The organism is Priestia sp. YIM B13489 (assembly GCF_042787645.1).
GTDB classification, from domain to species: Bacteria; Bacillota; Bacilli; order Bacillales; family Bacillaceae_H; genus Priestia; species Priestia megaterium.
On sequence record NZ_JBHZOQ010000053.1, the window covers coordinates 852,795 to 875,019 of the forward strand.

Sequence of the window (22,225 nt, forward strand, 5' to 3'; positions counted from 1 at the left end):
CACCTCTCTTTATCGACAGAAAATGTGTTTCCCGATTTGCTTAATTTGAGGACGTGACCAAATCCATGCGCTTGTTGCTGTATCCGGATTAAAGTAATAAATAGCATTCCCAGTAGGATCCCATCCGTTAATCGCATCCATAACCGCTTTTTTAGATGTTGGATTGGGTTCAAGCCAGATTTGTCCATCTGCTACGGCAGTAAATGCACGCGGTTCAAAAATAACTCCAGCAACTGTATTTGGAAATGACGGACTGTTAACTCGGTTCAAAATAACGGCCGCTACGGCTACTTGGCCATTATATGGTTCACCCCGTGCTTCACCATGCACGGCATTTGCCATGAGCTGAATATCATTTTGTGAAAAGCCGCTTGGTACATTCACCGCTGTTGGCTTTTGTGCTTTTTCTTTCTGCTGTTCAGAATTTCCTTTAGACGTATTACGCTGCGGCTGACTGGCAGGTTTTTTTGCTTGAGAAGATCCGCTTTGTGCTTTTTGCTGACCATTGTTCCCCCTGCTTTTCCCACTGCTACCGCTTCCTTTAGACTGTTGATCAAGAGGCTGACCGCCATAGTGCGTAAACTTATTCCCTTTTCTAATTTGATTTTTCACATAGTTTTCGTGATATTTTGTTGCGTTGGCTAATTTAATCTTTGTTTGCCAGCCTGCTAAACCGTCAATCTTTTTAATGCCAAATTCATATTGAAAGTTGCGCAGTGCCCAGTATGTGCTCCATCCAAATACACCGTCAATTTTCCCATTGTAATAACCTAAATACTGAAGTCTCGACTGCAGCTCAATAACGTCATCTCCAACTGCTCCGTGTTGAATGACTTGATTTGAAAACGCGTGAGCGGCCTTTGGACTCACAACGGACGCTGCAATAAATGAACATATGCATATGAGACATGCATACTTTTTAAAACATCGAAATGATAACATGACAAAACCTCCTACATCGTATGTAACTGATAAGATGATAGGAGTATTTTTTGTAAAGGTTGTTTTTTTATACAAGATGCGCAAAATTTACCGAAATGAAAAAACTCAGCTCGTAAATCTCTCAAAAAAGATTTACAAGCTGAGCCTAGACAATCGATGGCTGTTTGGCCTTTTTTACTTTTCTTAACGCCAGCCACCATAAATAAATCATAAATGGAATAATAATAAATACCCAATGATCCATTGTTTTTAGAATATAATCATATGTTCCATGTAAAATGAGCGGCGCAAATACGGAGTACAGCGTCCACTTCGTTTTTTCCTTTCCTTCAGAAAACTTTGCTTTCCCTAAATAATACCCCATAATGACGCCGAATAAAGCATGACTAGATACGGGTAAAAAGGCTCTTCCTAGCGCTGATTCTAAACCATTTGCAAATAAATATAAAATATTTTCAACGGTAGCAAAACCTAATGAAACAGCTGCCCCGTAAACAATTCCATCATAATGCTCATCAAATTCCACATGCTGATAAATCGTGAAATATAAAATGAACCATTTGAAAAATTCTTCTAAAAAGCTTGTCGTAAAAAATGCTTGAAGAAAAGGTGATTGAAAAACGTGTTCTTCACCAAATACATATTGAATAAACATAATTGGCAAAACAAGCATTGCTCCAAAAATAAATGTTTTTAATACCATTGAAATAGGCTCAGTTTCATATTCATCTTTCAAATAAAAAAAACTTAACAATGCCAATCCTGGCGCAATGCCTGCAGATACAATCGCCAACATAAATAGCGCCTCATCTCCTCTATTTTTTTTAATAGTAACATGTTATCTTTAGGATGAAAATCTCCGTCTATAATGTCCTTATCTTTATATGTAAATGCTCACATAACTTGCTGTCGATTTACAAAGCCTAACAAAGACCTTAAACAAGTATACCAAAAAATGTATCATACTTATATGAAAAATTGAAAGGAGCTCTTTATGAAAACTGTTTATATTCTTCACACCGGCGGCACAATCTCTATGAAAGAAGACATGGCAACTGGATCAGTAACACCAGATATTCAAAATCCGCTTCACCGGTCAACATCATCTGTTTCAGGTATGGCCAATGTAATCGTAGAAGAAGCATTTCATCTGCCTTCTCCTCACATTACTCCTAAGGAAATGCTTATACTTTCAAAAAAAATACGCGATAAAATTAATGAAGGCAAAATTGATGCAGTCGTGCTAACCCACGGTACGGACACGCTGGAAGAAACTGCTTATTTTTTAGATTTAACAGTGCATACAGATATTCCAATTGTCTTAACTGGAGCCATGAGATCAAGCAATGAAATTGGTTCAGACGGTCCTTATAATTTTATATCTGCGGTTCGGGTGGCTATTAGTGACGGTGCAAAAGGAAAAGGTGTCTTAGTTGTGATGAACGATGAAATTCATACCGCTGAAAATGTGACCAAGACCCACACAAGCAACGTGGCGACATTTCAAAGCCCTCAGTACGGGCCAATAGGATTAATCACAAAACGCGGCGTATCTTTTCACCACATGCCTACAGAACACGAATTTTATCCTGTCAATCAGATAGATAAACAAATCACTTTATTAAAATCTTATGCAGGAATGGACGACCATTTATTTCAAGCAGTGGCTTCAATGAATGTTGATGGACTTGTAATTGAAGCCCTCGGCCAAGGAAATCTACCTCCTCTCACAATTCCAGGCATTCAATTGCTTTTAGAGCGAAAGATACCCATCGTGCTCGTTTCCCGCTGTTTTAATGGAATTGCTCAAGATGTATATGGATATGAAGGCGGCGGCAAGCAGTTGAAAGAGATGGGCGTTATTTTTTCAAATGGCTTAAATGGTCCTAAAGCACGCATTAAACTGTTAGTTGCTCTCCAAGTAACAACGAATCATGATGAACTGCAGCAGCTATTTAATCATTAGTAAAACAACGCATAGAAGCCTATGCGTTGTTTTTGTTGATAATATGAGAAGCAATTGATTTTCCATGAAAACGTCCATTTTCGATAAAAATCTCATTAGCATTGTTTCCTGCAGCAATCACACCAGCGATATAAATTCCTTCCACGTTTGTTTCCATGGTCTCTTCGTTAAAAGAAGGGCTGCCTGTTTCATCATCTAATTCCACACCCATTTTTGTTAAGAACGAATGATCAGGATGATACCCAGTCATCGCAAAAACGAAATCGTTACTAATCGTAGATTCTTTCCCTTCCTGTTCATATGTTACCGTTTCATCCGTTATCTTTGTTACATGAGCATTAAAATGCATCCTAATTGTCCCATTTCGAACCAGAGCCTCAAATTCAGGCAATATCCAAGGTTTTACGCTAGGTGAGTAATCTGAGCCACGATAAATAACCGTCACCCTTGCATCACACTTCACCAATTCCAGAGCTGCATCGACGCTAGAGTTTTTTCCGCCTATAACGACTACATCTTTATCAAAGTACGGATGCGCTTCTTTAAAATAATGAAATACCTTTGATAAATCTTCACCAGGCACATTCATATAATTAGGATGATCGTAATAGCCTGTAGCTATAATGACATTCTCCGCTTCATATGTCTCTTTAGATGTTGTGACAATAAATTGGTTTTCCGCTTGTTTGTCTACTTGCAAGACACGTTCAAACGGCTGAATTCGAACTTGTCTGCGCTTCACCACTTCTCGATAGTAAGCAAGAGCTTGGTTGCGCACAGGCTTACGATTTTCGGTAATAAAAGGGACATCCCCAATTTCTAGTTTTTCACTCGAACTAAAAAACGTTTGGTGGGTCGGATAGTTATAAATGGCATTCACAATGTTCCCTTTTTCAATTACAAGGGCATCAATACCTGTATGTTGAAGCTCGATAGCTGCTGAAAGGCCGCATGGTCCTCCGCCAACAATAATTACTTTTTCTTTCTTCATGCCTGTCACTCCTTCAGTTGTAAACGCACCTTTTTTTTATTTTAACGCAGTGTAAAACAAAAAAATCTCCTCATTAATGATAGGAGATTTTTTCTATTTACGCAATTGTTCTGCTGTTCTGTTTTTAAATCCAGCCTCTGAAACGAGAGCCTTCTGCCATTTTTCTTACGCCTATCATATAAGCAGCTAGACGCATGTCGACTTTTCGAGTTGTAGAGGTTTCGTAGATGTTATTAAATGATTTAACCATTACTTTTTCAAGCTTTTCTTCTACTTCTTCTTCGGTCCAATAATAACCTTGGTTATTTTGCACCCATTCAAAATAAGAGACTGTTACACCGCCGGCACTTGCCAAAACGTCTGGAACTAATAAAATTCCTCTCTCTGACAAAATGCGCGTTGCTTCAAGAGTTGTTGGTCCATTTGCTGCTTCTACTACAATACTCGCTTGAATGTTATGGGCGTTTTCTTCTGTAATTTGATTTTCAATCGCAGCTGGAACTAGGATGTCACAGTCAAGTTCAAGCAGCTCTTTGTTGCTGATTGTATTATTGAATAATTTTGTTACTGTACCAAAGCTATCGCGTCGATCTAATAAATAATCAATGTCTAAACCGTTAGGGTCATGCAGCGCTCCGTACGCATCGGATATCCCTACAATTTTAGCGCCAGCGTCGTGCATGAACTTAGCTAAAAAGCTCCCTGCATTTCCAAACCCTTGTACTACTACCCGTGCACCTTGTAATTCAATGCCTCGTTTTTTCGCTGCTTCACGAATACAAATAGTTACTCCTTTTGCAGTCGCTGTTTCACGGCCGTGCGAACCACCTAAGACAAGGGGCTTTCCAGTAATAAAGCCCGGTGAGTTAAATTCATCAATCCGGCTGTATTCATCCATCATCCAAGCCATAATTTGTGAATTTGTAAACACATCCGGCGCTGGAATATCCTTTGTTGGTCCAACAATTTGGCTAATCGCACGAACATATCCGCGGCTTAAACGCTCTAATTCTCCAAAAGACATATTTCGAGGATCACAAACAATTCCACCTTTTCCTCCACCGTAAGGAAGGTCAACGATTCCACATTTTAAACTCATCCATATAGATAGAGCTTTTACTTCTTTTTCAGTTACGTTTGGGTGAAAACGAATTCCGCCTTTCGTAGGACCAACTGCATCGTTATGCTGCGCTCGGTGACCTGTAAAAATCTTAACTGATCCGTCATCCATACGAACAGGAATTTTTACTGTCATCATTCGTAATGGCTCTTTTAATAGTTCATACACTTCATCAGGATAGCCTAGTTTTTCTAACGCTTTATGTATCACTGTTTGTGTAGATTTTAAAACATCATGCTTCTCTTCTTGACTATTTTTACTGTCTTGCATCTTGTCGGCTACCATCTGTAAACCTCCTAAAATGTATCGAAAATTATTCGTTTTTAATTGAATGGTGCTTCTTTCATGACATAGTATACACCCTTAGTTTTACATTGCAAAGGAAAATATCGAACTTTTAGTATTTTTTGTGTTCTTCTAAGAAAACGCTTCCAATAACTTTACAAGGTATGCTACAATGTTTTAAGTCTGCCTCTTTTCTAGTATGCTTTAATTGTCTAAAAAAAATAAAAAACACCCGGTGATAAAGAGCACTTTCAACAACTTTTTGCAAGCTGAAAGTGCAGCCACTCTTATTTTAATAAAAGTGCTTTATCCTTCACGGGTGTAATTATTTCAATTAAACAATTAAGAAAAGACAGAATTAATATACTCCAAAGCTCTCTTTTCTACTAACATTTTTCCATATTCATTTACGCGGTGCTTTGTAATTGTAGAGGGATTTCCATACTCCGCCAAAACCGCAATCATATTCCCAACTTCAGCCGGTGACAGCATGTGATAATCCAACAGCACGTAAAAACGTTTTTCAAATGAATAGAGCACGCTATCCGTATCGTAAAAGTTTGACATGCGCTTGGTCAGCTGAATGACATCTTCAAATGAATCAAACTCAAAAAACATGTCTTCGCTTTCATCTAGCATGACCTGCATTTCAATGAAGTCCTCGAACTCGTCTTCATCGAACTCACCGTAGCTGGTTTCTTCTTCATACTGCTTCGTCACAAATACAACCATTCCCTGTGCTTGAAGTGAAAAAACTTCTACCGAAAGAGAATTTGTAGGTTCAAAGTTCAGTTCTTGAGAAGCTTGCTCTATCATCTCACGAAAAAGCTGTTTTACTTTGAATGTATCTGTCCATAGATCTTCTTTTGTTAACCCTCTTTCTTGTAAATCATCGTAGGTCAAAAAAACTTTTAGCTTATTATAGTTTAATCGTTCAAGCCTCATTAGCGTCCCTCCCCGCTTGCACTCATAACCACATGGTTCGATAATGCAGTATATGTATTTTTTGGAAAACGGTTCGTGATGTTTACTTACGAGTTTACAGGTTTATGATAGGAAAGACAAGCTATTCTCAATCAATTTCTGCTAATTTTTTTGTTAGCCAGCTGTTCCACTCTTCTTTTGTATTTCCTAAAATAAACGGCTGGGCCTCGCCTTTTCTTTTGCTATCTAAACCATCAAACACATAACCGCCTAACCCTACTTTGAGATGCGGGAATTTCTTTATCATTTGGTTCGTCAAGTTTAGTGTTTTCTCGGCATTTTCCATCATTGTGCATGACATAAATAAAAACGTTGGGTCTACTTCTTTAACAATTAACTCAACATCTTTATCTTCAATGCTGCTTCCTAAATAAATAACCTCAAACCCTTTACGGCGTAAAAATAGCGTAAAGACTAAGAGTCCCACTTCATGTGTCTCATTAGGTCCGCATACAGCAATCGCTTTAGGCAATAAGCCATTTGAAGGCAGCGAATAAAAAATCATGCTGATACGCGTTTTTAATACTTGAGTCGTATAATGCTCATGAGCACTTGTAATTTGCCCTTTTTCCCACATATCTCCAACCGTCACGAGTAGAGAACCCAAAATATCAATAACCACTTTTTCTACCGAATACAGGCTAAAAGCATGATTAATTAAATCCTGTGCTTTTCCTTCTTCAAAAGATAAAAGCATCGTTAACAGCTCATCCCTAATTTTTTGAGGGGAATCTACTTCTCCTTCTTCTTCAAACGTTCCTACTGTACTGCTTTCCGTTTCTAATAACGAAACCGCTTGACTGATGGTAAAACCTCCGCTCACTTTTTCCGTGAGCCATTTTAATTTCCGCAAATCTTCCTCTGTATATAACCGATGCCCCGAATCGTTGCGGACAGGATTTAAAATTTGATAACGTCGTTCCCATGCACGCAAAGTTCCCGGCTGGATTCCGACCATATTTGAGATGGCTTTAATATTATACTTCCCTTCGTGAGCCATACGTAACCTCCAACTACTCTTCGTGAACTGTATCTATTAATTGAATTATAGGATAAGTTATCCTGTGTGTAAAATTTGTATATGCTATGTAAAGAGTTTGTTCAAGGCTATTCTTTCCTTTTTAAAGTGATATAATGCGTTTGGGCTCTAGCTTGTAAACGGAGAGGCAAAGAGGTTGTACCATATCCGTTACTGATAAAAAGAGGAATCTTTCTTTTTTCTTTCAGCCCTCCTAATTCATACATACCCAAATTAAATAAGCGTATCTGTCCCCCGTGTGTATGCCCGCTCAAAATTAAATCTACTTTTGATTCTTCATCTACATAATAGATAACATCAGGATTATGGCTTAGAAGAATGGTAAGCTGTTCAGGTTCAATGGAAGAAACGGCTCGCTTTAGATTGATCTGACCTTCTGATAAATCATCTACCCCCGCAAAGTGGCAGGTAGTACCACATTTAGAAACGGCAAAGGCATGCTCATTTTTAAGGGCAATAACTCCTTCATCTTTAAGCATCTGCTTCAATTGCATCTGACTTACTTCGTAATCATTATTTCCCCACACAAAATAGACGGGTCCTAGCGTTTTAAGCTGTTGAATATTTTGACGAGCCCGCACTAAAGGGACTCCTCCTTCTACTAAATCACCGCCTATGATCACAAAATCTACTTCGCCCGGTATTTTTTCCAACAGCTTCGACGAAACTGTTCGCTTATGTATATCCGATATAAAAAACAGGCGCAAAGGCTGCTGATTTTCAGGAAATCTTGATAAATGAATCGTTCTTTTTTCGACATACGTACGATGGGCTTCTGAAAACATAAAGATCAGCAAGCCTATGCCTAACGCTAAAACAATTAAAAGAATAACCATATATTCTCCTTCTTTTCATTTTATACCCGATGTGTTTCCTTTAAAGAAGAAAGGGCATAAATTATCGCAATTGTTAACAAACCTACTACTTGATAAAGTGCAATTGCACTTAACGATAAAATTCCTATCACACATAGACATGAAACAAGGTATTCATGCCATTTTACCTTATAGCCTTTTAGAAGCAACCGACTTTGCAGAAACACTTTACGAACTGCCGCCGACAGACAAAAAAGAGCCGTGAAAAATAAGATTATAACACTAAACACATCTAACGGATGTAAAATCATTTGAATAAGTAAATAGGTTAACGAAGCTTTTGAGCCTACAGCCGTTAAACTGCTGATATAATAACTGCATAACCACGCAGCCAGCAAGTTAAACCAATCCCTCACAAAAAAACCCCCTTCACTAAACTTCTATGTAAAAAGAGGCTTTTTCATGCGATTCTATTTGTTTTCATGATATAAATTAATTCCATAGGTTGACTGCATCCAGCGGAACGTTTCTTTTCGGTGCTCCCATGTTTCAGGCGTCGCCCATAGCTCTTTGCTTCTTTTAATAATCTCACAGCGCAAATCTTGAAAAGTCTTTTCTGCTTTCTCGCTTTTTTTCTGCAGCTGTACAGTATAAAAGTAAAGTGAGACGGTAAGCAATAGAAACATCAAATGTCCCATGTTGCCTAACAAAAATGAAAAAAATTCGCTAAACGTCGTAAAAAAACCGCTTTGAAATATGAAAAAAAAGTAGCTAATAACAGCCGTTGCACTGGATAAAAACAAAATATTCCATTTTTTCTCTTTAGCTTTCAGCTTATTGACTGTCTCTTTTCTTTTAATAACGCTAGCTAATATATATTGAAGTGTTTCATCGTTTTCAAAGTCTATCACTTTGTTTTCCATTATTCCACCCCCCTCGTATGCTAGTACAACATATGAGGGAACATAAAAGATTATGTGGGTAGTATTGAAAATAATGGCTGTTTCCTTAACCTTTACTGCATTAATTCTTCTGGCTGTGCAGATTCCCCTTTTGATTTTCGTATCTGCAGGCCCAATAAAAAATCAATGAGAAAATGAGTAAAAATCGTGACATACAAATTTTCAGTCCACCAAAAAAGCAACCCTATTAAAAAGCTTAAAAACACAACCGAAATAAAAAGAAACCACTTTTTTAAATATCGAATGTGAACCAGTGCAAATACAATACTCGCCCAAAAGAGGCCAAACTGAACTTGTATAACCCCTCGAAATAATATTTCTTCTGAACATGCAACAATTAGGCAAATAAGGATCAGATGAGAAACAGAACGATTAGCAAATAAACGTTCATTGATCCCTCCGTCATCGTATAAATGCTCAGGTACGCATTTCATTAGAAGTATATCTCCTCCTACTACCAAGAGAGCTGTTCCTCCCCCGTACAATAAAATAGAAGACCAATCCAGCTGAAAAAACTGCAAAAAGGAATTCCACGAATCGAATGTAAAAAAACCGATGCCTAAAGCAATGAAGCAGATGAGCAGCTGTGTTACATATAAATTTTTAACTAGCTCTGCATCTGTCATGGATGAAATAAGCTCTTGCTGTGATTTTGCCATTATATCTCTCCTTGACGAAGCAAACGAGCTAATTCTAATTCCCAGCCTTGAAATGTCCATTGCTCCTGCTCACCATTTGTTTTTTTATAGTTTTCTAAATCCAAGCCGCAGCAATCGCAACAATTCTCAAACTCTGATTTTCCCGTTTCATCGAAATAGCCAAGCAGCACGTGACGACGGCATTCTTTTGTCTCAATAAACCCCTTCATCGCACGATACTTGTCATGTTTGTTTCGAAGACGTTTATTTACAGCTACAACAATCGTTTCATGCAGCGATGCAGGAATTTTCCAGGGTTCAACATGTTCATTTTTCACTACATTTTCTCTGTACAAATAATAACGAATAAATCGCCAATGTGTTTCTTGAACACCCACTGTATAAAGAAAGTGAGACTCTACTTGTTTTAAAGGAATGGCCTGATCATGGTTTCGTAAATACGACAAGCAGTATAAGATAGTATCTGAAGAAGGAAGCTCAATTTCAAGTAAAGAATGAGCAAAATCATCGTCTCCTTCAGCATAAAGCAAGATCGCAATACTGTTTCGCTGATCGCGTCCACTTCTTCCAATTTCCTGTACATATGCTTCTAGCTGCGTAGGTGTATGAAAATGAATAACAAAGCGAACATTCGATTTGTTAACCCCCATTCCAAATGCACTTGTGCAGCAAATGATATCAAGCTGATTTTCTAAAAATTGCTGTTGAACAAGCATTCTTTCATTCGGTTCCATTCCCCCATGGTAATACTGCACTCGCTGTATCCCATTTTCCTTTAGAAGCTGTGTTAACGCTTCTGTCCAAGATCGGCTGGAACAATAGATAATTCCCGGACCTTGCAGTTCACTAACATACATCAGTAATTTCTCTTTTTTTTCTTCAATACTTGCAACAAAATCAACTTTCATCGCAATATTACTTCGATTCATGGAATAGATGTGCTCGTTGACAGCAGGAAGCGATAAGTAGCGCTTAATATCTTCCACTACTTCCCTAGTCGCAGTTCCCGTTAGTGCTAGACATAGTGGACTGCCAAGTTCCTTCCATATCTCTCCTAGCTGTAGATAATCTAAACGAAAATCATGTCCCCACTGAGAAATACAATGCGCCTCGTCCACAACAAAAAGGCCTACCTTTGCCTGCTTTAATGCTTCTACTACAACAGCATTTTGCAAAATTTCAGGAGATGCATAAATAAAACGATAAAAAGCTAAATTTTTTAGCGCTCGTTGTTTTTCTTCTTGTTGTAGGAAACTATTTAAGGCAATAACTCGCTTTTCTCCGCTTGACTTTAGTTGTTGAACTTGATCTTCCATCAGTGAAATTAAAGGAGATACAATCAGCACCGGTCGGTTCAACAAATAAGCTGGGAGCTGATAGCACAATGATTTTCCTGTTCCTGTAGGAAGAACCGCTAACACATTATGACCGGTTAAAATATCTTGAATAATCTCTTTTTGTCCTAGTCGAAATTGGCTATAGCCAAATTGTTTCTGTAGAAGTTGTTCTATCTTCACATCAAACACCACTTTTTTTAGTATCAGGTAAAATGTTTTGCTAATACGAGACGAATCTGAAAATAGGTAACGTCGTCTTTTACTTCTTCTTTTATCATCTTTAATTTATTTGTACGCAAACCTTCAAAGGCTGAGATAATTTTTTCCTGCTGCTTAGGCGATACGTATGCATCGATTGAAAAAGATGGAACAAACAGAGCTAATTCTGCAATATGGTCTTCAATTGTACTTTCTTTTAAACGCCTTATATAAGCAATTTCTTCAAGCGTCTTGCCTTTTTGAAGCCAGCTATACGTTTTTAACGTCGAGCTTGTCAAAGGCAATTCTAAATATAGATCACGTAAAAAAGAAGACAGTACATGAAAGCTTTCATTATTTTTACTTACTTTTTCAATGATATGGTGAATAACCCCTAAAAGTTGAATATGAACATAATGCTCATCGAGTTCATATTGATATGCTAACTGATTTTTTGTAAAGCCTACTCTTTGGTATCCAGTCAGCTGCAAAACAAAAAGAGACGCGTCCCGTTCCGTGCAGCCTTTCAAGCACGTTCGGAGCTCTTCGAATAGCTCGGCGGCTAACTCTTGACGCGTTTGCTTTTGAGACATAATATACGTTTTGACCCATTGAATGACCTCAGCATTTTTGGAAATGGGTAAAAACCCTTTTTGAAAATACTGTAGGTTTGATAAGGTCTGAATGAACAAAGTGATTCTTGCTAAAAATAATTGAGTACTGCTTGCGAATTTCCATCCGTCTAAAGCTGGATGAAAGGGTCGAGCCGTCAGTTCATCTTCAAGGCGTGCTTGTCCCTTATCTGTCATCACATACTTTTGATTTTCAGTTTCTTCAATATACTGCTGTTCTTTTAAATATGCAACGCAGGTTTCAAAAGACCGTTTATCTAAGTAAACAAATGACTGAAAAAGAAACGAAATTCCAAAAATTTTTCCGTCTTGAATCGTTTGAGCTGACTTTTTACCTGTTAATAAATGATAAATACCATAGGCGGTTCGCTCACCTTTTAACTGTTTTATACAAAATAAAATGCTAACTTGAATATAATTCAAAGGTGTCAACTTCCTTTCTCATTCATTGTACCAAAAGTGACCAATAGCATGTGAGATAAAGGCTTTTTAGCTCTTTCCTTTATGTATTAAAACGTTTGGGTAAGTGAAGAAACCTTGATTTGATAAGCATTCTCAGTGACTTTTCTATTGAAAAGTTTTATAAATCATTTTACAATGAATAAGGAGAAATTTCACTCTTGATTCGCGAAGAGATTATATAATGAGAAATTTTCGAACACTTTACAGGAGGTCTTGTTATGCCAAAATATACAATTGTTGATAAAGATACTTGCATCGCATGCGGCGCTTGCGGAGCAGCAGCACCAGACATTTATGATTATGATGATGAAGGTATTGCATTCGTAACACTAGATGATAACCAAGGTGTAGTAGAAATTCCAGAAGATCTAGAAGATGATATGATGGATGCAATGGAAGGCTGCCCTACGGATTCAATTCGCGTAGCGGATGAAAAATTCGAAGGCGATGCTAATAAATTCGAATAAGTATTGAGCAAACCTGTAGTGTACATGCTGCAGGTTTTTTTATATATAAAAATCGCTCTCCCCGGGAGAGCGATTGAATTAAACAGCAATGCGACGCGTGATCCATTGCTTCATTTTTGAAAACAATAAGACAAAGATAACCCCTGTTGCTGCTCCTTTTATTAAGTTAAACGGCAAAATACCTGCAACGATATATTGACGTGCTTGTTCACTAGACATTTCTGGCGATTGCAAGAAGATTGTATACGCTGGTAAGAAGACATAATAATTTAAGACAGCCATGAGTACCGTCATTACCACCGTACCCGTAACCAAACCTATCGTTACGCCTTTAGCCGTTTTAAATCGGTTGAACATGTATGATACAGGAAGAATGAACAGTAAACCAGCCACAAAGTTAGCCACTTGACCAACTGGAACCCCTGTAGCACTTCCTTGAATTAAATAATTCAATAAATTTTTTATTCCTTCTACTATAACAGCAGCCATCGGTCCAAATACAAGTGCTGCTACGAGTGCAGGAATTTCGCTAAAATCAATTGTTAAAAACGGAGGTAATCCAGGAATTGGAAAATTAATCATCATTAAAATATATGCAATACTACTTAACATTCCTAGTATGACCAGCTTTTGAGTTTTCTTACTTTGTTGCATCTTGCCTCTCTCCTTCTTTGTGATCCACTCTTCAAAGAAGAAAGGTTCAACTTTATATCCCCACGCAAAAACCTCCCAACAAATGATTCGTTGAGAGGAGACATGGCAGGCATATTTAATAAACGTTCATCACATTAAGTTTTGAACGCTGAACCTCCACCTTCTCCCATCCAGACTGTACTGTCGGCTTTGGAATTTCACCAAATCTGCTCGTATGTATTACATATAAGCTCGCGGGCTCAAAACAATTTGTTTTTTACCGCCGGTCGGGAATTTCACCCTGCCCCGAAGATAGACCAATATTTAATTATGAATTTATTATATGTTATCTCGAATTAAAAGTAAATAAAGAAGTTTTTTAATTCCTATTAAATTGATGTATTTTATGAACTTCATTACTGTTTTATATGTAAAATAAGGAAATAAGTGCATAACCAACAGCATTATGACATATTTATAGTTTCAATTTTACGTTTATAATTGTGTATTTGATAACTAATCGTAAAGTTTGAAAAATATAATTGACAGAATTTTTTTAACATGGTAAATTATCAAATATTTGATGATAGTAAAATCCAAGGGAGATGTTCACGTCATGTATAATGTATTAGTAGCTGATTCAATTAGCAATGAAGGTCTTGCTCCACTACTTGAAGCTCCTCATGTGAATCTTACGCGAAAAAAAGTTGAAGAAGTTGAGAATGATTTGCATACGTACGATGCGCTTTTAGTACGGAGTGCTACGACGGTTACAGAGGATTTGCTGGCAAAAATGCCGAATTTAAAAATTGTTGCTCGCGCTGGAGTAGGTGTCGATAATATTGATATTGAAGCCTCAACCAAACGAGGGGTTGTCGTTATTAACGCGCCGAACGGAAATACCATTTCAACGGCGGAACATACATTTGCTATGATGGCTAGCTTGTTTCGGCATATTCCCCAAGGAAATGCTTCAGTCAAAGCGCGCGAATGGAACCGCTCAGCATTTGTTGGAACAGAGCTTAACCGCAAACACCTGGGCATTATCGGATTTGGACGAATTGGCTCAGAGCTTGCCAAACGCGCAAAAGCCTTCAATATGAGCGTGCACGTTTACGATCCTTTTTTAACCTCTTCCCGAGCTGAAAAGCTAGGCGTAGAACTATTATCCCTGGATGAATTACTAGCAGCAGCGGATGTTATTACGGTGCACACTCCGCTTACCAAAGAAACAAAGGGATTGCTCAATCATGACACGTTAGCCAAAACAAAGAAGGGCGTGTTTTTATTAAACTGCGCACGCGGCGGGATCATTGATGAAAAAGCCTTAGTTCATTATTTAGAAATTGGCCATGTTCAAGGTGCAGCTATTGACGTATTTGAAGTTGAGCCGCCGATTGATAACCCTTTGTTACATTTTGATCAAGTTATTACAACCCCCCATTTAGGAGCTTCTACAAAAGAAGCCCAGCTTAACGTTGCTGAAGACGTGGCACATGACGTTTTGCGTTTTCTAGAAGGTAATCCTGTAAGCTCATCCATTAATTTACCGACGCTTTCTAAAGAAGTTTTTGAAAAAATTCAGCCGTTTACGAGCCTTACTAAACAAATAGGAGCTATTTTATCTCAATGCATGCGAGAACCTGTTCAGCATATCTCTATCTCCTACGGAGGTACAGTGACGGATTTGGAAACCACTTATATTACACGGAGCTTATTATCAGGCTTTTTGACTCATCGTATCGACTCACCTGTTAACGAAGTCAATGCTTCTATGATTGCCAAAGAACGGGGAATTACATTTGGTGAAAAAACATCGGAAGATACGCAAGGATATTCCAATATGATTGACGTTACCGTAACAGGCGAACAGCGTACATTTACCATTACGGGCACCTATATAGCAGGGTATGGACCTCGAATTGTTAATATTGATTCGTTTGATATTGATTTTTATCCGGAAGGACATCTTCTTTATATCCGTCACAGTGATCAGCCCGGAGTTATTGGAAATGTAGGGAAAGTACTTGGAGATTTACGTATTAACATTGCTACCATGCAAGTGGGCCGTAAGCAAAAAGGCGGAGAAGCCATTATGATGCTTACGTTTGATAAACTTTTAGATGATTCTGTCATCTCTTCGTTAAAACAAACAAGCGAAATTGTGACCATACAGCGTATTGAATTGTGACATTGAAAAAAAGAGCCTGAGCGGCTCTTTTTTATGGACTTATTTTTAACACTTGTCCTGCATTTAACATCGTATTTTCTAAATGATTCCACTTTCTTAGCTGATCCATATCTACTTCATATTTGACTGCGAGCTCAGATAATGTATCTCCTTGATGGATAAGAATACAGTTATCAGAAGTCTGATGTAACTGCTGAAAAACCGTGGCAGCTAAATCGCTTTTTACGTATGCCGATAGTTTTTGCTTGTCCAATTTGGCAAGTGGGTTTACTGCATTGGTTTTATCCGGATTCCAACTTCCTTGATGAACTTCAAAATGCAAATGCGCACCTGAAGAGCGCCCTGTATTGCCAACTCGTCCAATGTTTTGACCAGCAGCTACACGATTTCCTTCTGCAACAAAACGTTCCTCTAGATGAGCATAAACCGTTTCATATCCATTTGTTTGTTTGATAAAAACAACCTGTCCATATGTATTTGAATAATAAGAGCGGCTCACCACTCCTTTTGCAACAGCATACACCTGTGTACCAACAGGTGCTGCTATATCAATTCCAAAGTGTTTGGCGTGACGTGAACCAAATATATCAGTTAAGACTCCTTCAACCGGCCACTCCCACTGCTTCTCTTCTGCTTTTACCATTTGCCCGCCCAAAAATAAAAGACCTATACACAATCCCATTACTAATACAACCAATATTCTTCTTAACACGTCAATCATGAAGAAAGAACCTCCTATGTAGATCATTGCACACAAAACATACTATATGCCAATTCCTTCTCTTTTAGACTTGTTTATAGAAAAAATAAAGAGATGTGATTCTCCACTGAATCACATCTCTTTGTTATTCTTATTATTTCAGCCGAACAAACTGTTATTTAGCATGTGTTTACTTTGGCAGTTTGATAAAGAAAGTTGTTCCTTCATTTAATTCACTTTCAACCGCAATGATCCCTTGATGTGCCTCCACGATATTTTTGGCGATTGCAAGCCCAAGACCAGTTCCTGACTTCCCTCTCGTTCTGGCTTTATCCGCTTTATAAAATCGTTCAAATACAAATGGAAGATCTTCTTTCGGAATGCCTGCTCCTGTATCTTGAACAGAAAGATGGATTTCGGATTGACTTTTATCAAGATGCAGCTTTACTTCTCCGTAGTCATCCGTATGACGAATAGCATTATCAATTAAGTTTGTCAACACTTGTTCCATACGGTCTGAATCAATCATCGCTTCAAATTCATCTTCTACTTTTCCATTAAGAGACAATTTAATATGTTTTTCTTTAGCTAACCCTTGAAACTTACGCAAAACACGTTCTGTAAATTCAACCATTGCTACAGATTCTAAGTGAAGCTGCACATGTCCCGCTTCCATTCGCGCCAAATCTAAAAGTTCATTTACAAGCCGGCCCATACGGAGTGATTCATCATAAATCACCTGTGCAATTTCTTTCTTTTCTTCATCCGTACTTGCAATATCGTCAATAATAGCTTCACTATAACCTTGAAGCATAGAAATAGGTGTACGCAATTCATGAGACACGTTTGCAATAAAATCTTTTCTCGATTTATCAAGTTTACGCTCTTCAGACATATCCCGTAGTACGGCTACAGCACCTCGAATTTTCGTTTGATTATAGAGCGGTGACATTAAAATGACCCACGTTTTCCCTTGAATTTTCAATTCTGCACTTCGCTCCGTTTCAGTCTCTACTACCGTTTGAAACAAATGGACAACGTTTGCTGGAAGCTCAGGCACCTGCTGATTGTTGACATCCTGCTCGTAATACCAAGTCTGAAGAAAATGCTCAGCTGGGGGATTGGTAATTAAAATCGATCCGTCTCTACTAAACGTAATAACACCGTCTGCCATACTGCTTAAAATACTTGAAAGCTGCTCTTTTTCCTGATTAAGCGCATTGAGGTTAAACTTTAACTGCCTGCCCATTTGATTAAAAGCAATCGCTAACTCTCCAATTTCATCGTGAGTTAAAATAGGTACTTTTGTATCAAAGTTGCCTTTTGTTACTTCAAATGCCGCCTGCCTCATTTTTCTAAGAGGCGCTGTAATTCGAGTGGATAAGAAAAAAGCAAAGATAGTAGTTAAAATAATAGCAATACCTGCAGCCAATAAAATGAACTTAGTCGTATATTGAGCGGGTTCTTCAATTTCAGAAAGAGATTGATACAAATAAACGCCGCCTGTCGGTTTGTTATCTTTCATTAAAGGTACACCGACAACAAACATTAAAGGTTCATCACTCGTGTCTTTCTTTGTGGTCATGTACATTTTTTCCCGTATTACTTTACCTTTTTCAACCACTTGATTTAGCTGATCGTTTTGTTTAACAATGGCCGAAATAGCTTTCTTATTTTCTTTATCAGGATGTGTGGAATGCCAATAAAAATCTTTGTCTTGAACAATAACTACACTTGCTTGGTCTGCAAGTTCACGAGCAATGGATAGTCCTAGTTTTTCATCGTCCGTTTCCTGCACAATGGTAGAGATTTTAGCAGCCGTTTTAGTTAAACGGTTTTCTGCATCTACAACATGATAATTTTCAAAAAACTGAAGCAATAAAATAGTCAAAATAAATAAAACAAGCGTGACGAGCAATAGGATAGTAAACCATAGTTTACCAACTACACTTCTCCAAAACATCAGTTATTTTCAACCTCAAATTTATACCCTACTCCCCATACGGTTACAATCATTTTCGCCGCTTGGGACGATACACGATTTAACTTTTCACGCAAACGCTTGACGTGCGTATCTACCGTACGAAGATCTCCAAAGAAATCATAATGCCATACTTCACGCAGCAGCTGCTCTCTGTCATATACTTTATCTGGCGTTTTTGCGAGATAGCATAATAATTCATATTCTTTTGGAGTTAAGTTAACTTCTTTTCCCTCTGCTGTAACGCGATGTGCATCATTATCAATCGTTAAGTGATCAAAGACAATAAGATTTTTCACGCTCGTTTCTGGTTGAATAAACGTTGCTTGAGAAGAACGTCGAAGCAGTGCTTTTACGCGAAGAACCACTTCTCTTGGGCTAAACGGCTTAACGATATAATCATCTGTACCTACTTCAAACCCTTGGACTCTGTTTACTTCTTCCCCTTTAGCTGTAAGCATGATAATAGGAGTTGCTTTTTTCTCCCGAATTTGTTTACAAACCTCAATACCATCTATGCCGGGCATCATTAAATCTAATACAATCAAATCATAATCTATGTGTAACGCTTTTTCGATTGCTTCATGCCCATCGGCTGCTTCTTCAATGATGTATCCTTCTTTTTCTAAGTACATTTTTAACAATCGTCTAATGCGATCTTCATCGTCTACTAGCAGTAACCTTTGTTCGTTTTGCATGTATTTTCAACCTCCTAGTCTTAGTGTACAAAAAAAAACCGGCGAGTTCTACTTATGATACCCAAACAATGTGACAATTCGTGAACACCTTTACGAAAAACAGCTTTTTTTACCAAAAAGAGGCTGAGACGCAACGAAATCCATGCAATCTACAGCTGAATAAATAAAATAAAGAAGCTAGTAGGGATCGCTTGTTCCACGGCTATAAGCACCTACATACACGAAACTTGCGTTCACCATCTCAATGAAAAAAGCCGAACGAATGAGATTCTCCATCAAGAATCTCATTCGTTCGGATCTTCCTTCAACTAAAATATCTTTGTTTCAGCCTCTATTCTATTTTTAAAGGTTACGCATATGAATGTAAACCTGCAATAATTAGGTTCACAGCCACTAAGTTGAACATAATGATGGCAAATCCGCCAACTGCAAGCCAAGCTGATTTTTCACCGTGCCACCCTTTAGACAGCCGAAGATGAAGAAAAGCAGCGTAAAATAAAAATGTGATCAGCGCCCACACCTCTTTAGGGTCCCACCCCCAAAAGCGCGTCCAGGCCATCTGAGCCCAAATCATAGCAAAAATAAGTGCTCCTAGTGTAAAAATAGGAAACCCAATTGCCACTGCTCTGTAGCTTACTTCATCAAGCAAGTCGCTGTTTACCTGCTTCACAAGCGGCTGCAGCGCGGCTCCAATTCGCTTCCGTAAAATGAAACGAATCAGCCAATATAAGACAAAGCCGCCGCCTAACGACCAAATAACCGTATTTAATTTTTTAGCATTGATAATAGCGGGCATATCAATAAGCGGCTGTATATCGTTCCCGGCTGTCCACTCACTTTGATGCGGCCCCACTAGCGGAACCATATGATATACGACTTGCTCCTGTTCTCCACTTTTATTAATCCAATTAAATGATGACTCGTAGTGAGCCGCATTAAAAGCCAGCGTCACCGCTACAAACCCAAGCGTACTAATAAGCGTATACAGGATGAATTCCAGCCAAAATGCTTTTTTATTTCGCTTGGATTGGTCAATCGTTTTGATTAAATAAATCAATCCTGCAACAAAGCTAATGGAAAGCACGGCTTCACCCGTAGCTGCGGTTGTAACGTGAATATGCAGCCAATTCGTTTGAAGAGCCGGTATCAGCGGCGTAATTTCAGTTGGAAACATGCTTGCATAAGCAATGATCAAAAGAGCCACCGGCAATGCAAACAATCCAAGCATGCTAAGACGATAAATAAAGTAAATAACAATAAATGCGCCAACAAGCATCATGCCAAAAAACGTCGTAAATTCAAATAAATTACTAACAGGAGCGTGGCCTGATGCAATCCACCTTGTAATAAAGTAGCCAATCTGTGCAATAAAGCCGATGATGGTAACCGCAATTCCAAACGTTGCCCACTTTGTTTTCTTTTGAGCTGCTCGCTTATCTCGAATAGCTCCTCCGAAAAAAAAGGTTGCAACTAAATAAGCAATAAACGCCACATACAGTAAATTACTACTTATACTCGCGTAATCCATGCTTTTTCCTCCTATTTTGTTTCTTTATCATTTTGGTCCTTCAGCTGTGTAAGGGATGTTGATTCTAATAAACCATTTAGTTCTTTTTTTAGCCCATACCAGTTTTTATTTGTATGTGCGGCCAACCATATCTCATTATTGACTTTTTGAATCCACATGCGGCGATGATTCCAATACATCCCTTGAACCACACCAATCATAAAGATGGCTCCGCCAATTCCTAAAAACCAAAGCGTATAGTCTCTGCGAACGGTTAATCCCGTTACATTTTTCGTTTCCACACCAGCAAAGGTCATTTTATAATCGTTATTTCCTAGCGGCTCCAAGTTCTCTCTAATTCCAACAAAAGCAACTTCCCCTTTTTTATGCTGAGGGGTAATCATTTTAAATACAAAAGCGGGATTGTTAGGCACTCTGGTCTTTGTATTTGGATTTCCTTCATCATCAAAGAAAAAGTCTGGAAAGTAACTCATGAGCTTGACTTTATATCCGTTTTTTAAATCATATGTTTCTTTTGGATTATGTAAATCTACTGTAAGTGAACCAACGTTTCTATTTGCATTTTTATCTGTTAAATGGAAAGACATAGAGCTAAACTCATTTAACTTGAAGTCCACTTGGTACATGGCATATCCTTCAAACTTAAGCGGCTGATTCACACGAATCTCTGAATCTTTTATTTTCTTTAATTTTGGATCTGCTCCCGGTATAAGCTTTCCTTCGCGCTTATACAAACTAACATCCGCTTCATATTTTTTGGCCACTTTATTATTCCCTGCACGATCAATTGCTTCTTGAAACACGGCGCTTTCGCTATCTTTATCATACGTTTCAACAGTAAAACGATGGTTTTTCAAAAAATACTCTCCGTTCGTCCCGGGAATAACTTTTGTTTCACCTTCACGGATCCAAAGAACTTCATCTATATACATACCTGGTACAAACCTAAGCATAGCACCTAGTAAAAAGATAATGAGACCGATATGATTAACGTATGGACCCCATCTTGAGAAGCGTCCTTTTTCAGCCAGCAGATTGCCGTTTTCTTCACGAATAGAGTATCTTCTTTTTTTCAGCATACTTTTTACATGTTCATAATCTTGATCGGTCCACGATGATGAAGTGCTATATAAACGCTGTCTTTTTAAGAAGTTTGGATGTTTTGTTACACTCTGCCTTTTTAGAGCTCGGTACAAAGGCACTACTCGATCTAAACTGCAAATGACTAACGACATTCCTAAAGCAGCAATTAAAAGCAAGTACCACCACGATTCGTAGAGATGATGAAAACCTAACTTATAATAAAGCTCTCCTGTCCATCCATATTCCTTTTGGTAATACTCATCTGCTGTCACATTAGGAGGTATGTAAGCTTCTTGAGGATAAATGGTTCCGACTGCAGACGCAACAAGCGTCACAATAATGATCCAAATACCTACTTTTACAGAAGAGAAAAAGTTCCATATTTTATCGATAACTGTTTTATTGTACGTTTGCGATCGCCTTGCGCTTCCTTCATAACGCATATCTACTAATTTATCAGTTGTTTCTTCTGCAATCGGCTTACCACAGGCTTCACACAAAATCGTACCATGCGGGTTAACGTGTCCACATTCACATTTTACGTGTTTCATT

At 38.2% G+C, this 22,225-nt stretch carries 21 protein-coding genes and 1 riboswitch; of the genes, 3 read left to right on the forward strand and 18 right to left on the reverse strand.

Annotation, left to right across the window (positions count from 1 at the left end; all coding sequences use genetic code 11):
- Positions 1-9 precede the first annotated feature (9 nt).
- The gene (gene sleB / locus ACFX4W_RS10255) at positions 10-942 is read right to left on the reverse strand and encodes a spore cortex-lytic enzyme (protein ID WP_043976367.1); all 933 of its coding nucleotides are present in this window, start codon (positions 940-942) and stop codon (positions 10-12) included.
- Between the two features lie 145 nt (positions 943-1,087).
- Positions 1,088-1,738: a glutamic-type intramembrane protease PrsW gene (gene prsW / locus ACFX4W_RS10260; RefSeq protein ID WP_013059034.1), complete on the reverse strand. Its 651-nt coding sequence runs from the start codon at positions 1,736-1,738 to the stop codon at positions 1,088-1,090.
- A 198-nt stretch (positions 1,739-1,936) separates the two neighbouring features.
- Here prsW and ACFX4W_RS10265 point away from each other — a divergent pair, with 198 nt between their 5' ends.
- On the forward strand, positions 1,937-2,908 hold the full coding sequence (locus tag ACFX4W_RS10265; RefSeq protein ID WP_043976365.1) for an asparaginase: 972 nt from the start codon (positions 1,937-1,939) through the stop codon (positions 2,906-2,908).
- 19 nt (positions 2,909-2,927) lie between these two features.
- On the opposite strand, the gene ACFX4W_RS10270 is transcribed toward ACFX4W_RS10265, so the two are convergent.
- The 10 genes from ACFX4W_RS10270 to ACFX4W_RS10315 form a co-directional block, all read right to left on the reverse strand.
- Complete coding sequence (locus tag ACFX4W_RS10270; RefSeq protein ID WP_043976363.1) at positions 2,928-3,899, reverse strand: YpdA family putative bacillithiol disulfide reductase; 972 nt, start codon at positions 3,897-3,899, stop codon at positions 2,928-2,930.
- A 124-nt stretch (positions 3,900-4,023) separates the two neighbouring features.
- A complete protein-coding gene (locus ACFX4W_RS10275; RefSeq protein ID WP_370506064.1) occupies positions 4,024-5,289 on the reverse strand; it encodes a Glu/Leu/Phe/Val family dehydrogenase in 1,266 nt (421 codons plus the stop codon).
- Positions 5,290-5,646: 357 nt separating this feature from the next.
- Complete coding sequence (locus tag ACFX4W_RS10280) at positions 5,647-6,249, reverse strand: genetic competence negative regulator (RefSeq protein ID WP_043976361.1); 603 nt, start codon at positions 6,247-6,249, stop codon at positions 5,647-5,649.
- Positions 6,250-6,376: 127 nt separating this feature from the next.
- Positions 6,377-7,288 (reverse strand): MerR family transcriptional regulator, encoded by a 912-nt coding sequence (locus ACFX4W_RS10285; RefSeq protein WP_025750422.1) that lies wholly within the window; start codon positions 7,286-7,288, stop codon positions 6,377-6,379.
- Between the two features lie 107 nt (positions 7,289-7,395).
- Positions 7,396-8,163, reverse strand: coding sequence for a metallophosphoesterase (locus tag ACFX4W_RS10290; protein ID WP_043976359.1), 768 nt, complete (start codon positions 8,161-8,163; stop codon positions 7,396-7,398).
- Between the two features lie 20 nt (positions 8,164-8,183).
- Positions 8,184-8,558: a hypothetical protein gene (locus ACFX4W_RS10295; protein WP_013084909.1), complete on the reverse strand. Its 375-nt coding sequence runs from the start codon at positions 8,556-8,558 to the stop codon at positions 8,184-8,186.
- A 54-nt stretch (positions 8,559-8,612) separates the two neighbouring features.
- A complete protein-coding gene (locus ACFX4W_RS10300) occupies positions 8,613-9,065 on the reverse strand; it encodes a DUF2663 family protein (RefSeq protein WP_043976356.1) in 453 nt (150 codons plus the stop codon).
- 92 nt (positions 9,066-9,157) lie between these two features.
- Entirely contained in the window at positions 9,158-9,763 is a 606-nt protein-coding gene (locus tag ACFX4W_RS10305) for a CPBP family intramembrane glutamic endopeptidase (protein ID WP_043976354.1), read from the reverse strand.
- Complete coding sequence (locus ACFX4W_RS10310; RefSeq protein WP_043976352.1) at positions 9,763-11,280, reverse strand: RecQ family ATP-dependent DNA helicase; 1,518 nt, start codon at positions 11,278-11,280, stop codon at positions 9,763-9,765. Before ACFX4W_RS10310 ends, ACFX4W_RS10305 begins: the two co-directional genes overlap by 1 nt.
- Positions 11,281-11,303: 23 nt before the next feature.
- Positions 11,304-12,353, reverse strand: coding sequence for a YpbB family protein (locus ACFX4W_RS10315; protein ID WP_043976350.1), 1,050 nt, complete (start codon positions 12,351-12,353; stop codon positions 11,304-11,306).
- Between the two features lie 257 nt (positions 12,354-12,610).
- Here ACFX4W_RS10315 and ACFX4W_RS10320 point away from each other — a divergent pair, with 257 nt between their 5' ends.
- Positions 12,611-12,859 (forward strand): ferredoxin, encoded by a 249-nt coding sequence (locus ACFX4W_RS10320; protein ID WP_013059046.1) that lies wholly within the window; start codon positions 12,611-12,613, stop codon positions 12,857-12,859.
- A 78-nt stretch (positions 12,860-12,937) separates the two neighbouring features.
- Here ACFX4W_RS10320 and ACFX4W_RS10325 read toward each other — a convergent pair whose 3' ends face one another.
- Positions 12,938-13,513 carry an ECF transporter S component gene (locus tag ACFX4W_RS10325; protein WP_043976348.1) on the reverse strand — a complete coding sequence of 192 codons (576 nt, stop codon included), beginning with the start codon at positions 13,511-13,513 and terminating at the stop codon, positions 12,938-12,940.
- A 154-nt stretch (positions 13,514-13,667) separates the two neighbouring features.
- Positions 13,668-13,810: riboswitch (FMN riboswitch) on the reverse strand.
- Between the two features lie 298 nt (positions 13,811-14,108).
- On the opposite strand from ACFX4W_RS10325, the gene serA reads away from it, so the two are divergent.
- Positions 14,109-15,683, forward strand: coding sequence for a phosphoglycerate dehydrogenase (gene serA, locus ACFX4W_RS10330; RefSeq protein WP_043976346.1), 1,575 nt, complete (start codon positions 14,109-14,111; stop codon positions 15,681-15,683).
- A gap of 31 nt (positions 15,684-15,714) precedes the next feature.
- Here serA and ACFX4W_RS10335 read toward each other — a convergent pair whose 3' ends face one another.
- From ACFX4W_RS10335 to resB, 5 genes are all read right to left on the reverse strand, one after another.
- Positions 15,715-16,404: a peptidoglycan DD-metalloendopeptidase family protein gene (locus tag ACFX4W_RS10335; RefSeq protein WP_043976344.1), complete on the reverse strand. Its 690-nt coding sequence runs from the start codon at positions 16,402-16,404 to the stop codon at positions 15,715-15,717.
- Positions 16,405-16,573: 169 nt separating this feature from the next.
- Complete coding sequence (locus tag ACFX4W_RS10340) at positions 16,574-18,346, reverse strand: ATP-binding protein (RefSeq protein WP_013084918.1); 1,773 nt, start codon at positions 18,344-18,346, stop codon at positions 16,574-16,576.
- Entirely contained in the window at positions 18,346-19,062 is a 717-nt protein-coding gene (locus tag ACFX4W_RS10345; RefSeq protein ID WP_043976342.1) for a response regulator transcription factor, read from the reverse strand. Before ACFX4W_RS10345 ends, ACFX4W_RS10340 begins: the two co-directional genes overlap by 1 nt.
- A gap of 349 nt (positions 19,063-19,411) precedes the next feature.
- Entirely contained in the window at positions 19,412-20,590 is a 1,179-nt protein-coding gene (gene ccsB, locus ACFX4W_RS10350; RefSeq protein WP_025750430.1) for a c-type cytochrome biogenesis protein CcsB, read from the reverse strand.
- A gap of 11 nt (positions 20,591-20,601) precedes the next feature.
- Positions 20,602-22,224 (reverse strand): cytochrome c biogenesis protein ResB, encoded by a 1,623-nt coding sequence (gene resB, locus ACFX4W_RS10355; protein ID WP_043976340.1) that lies wholly within the window; start codon positions 22,222-22,224, stop codon positions 20,602-20,604.
- Position 22,225: the final 1 nt, after the last annotated feature.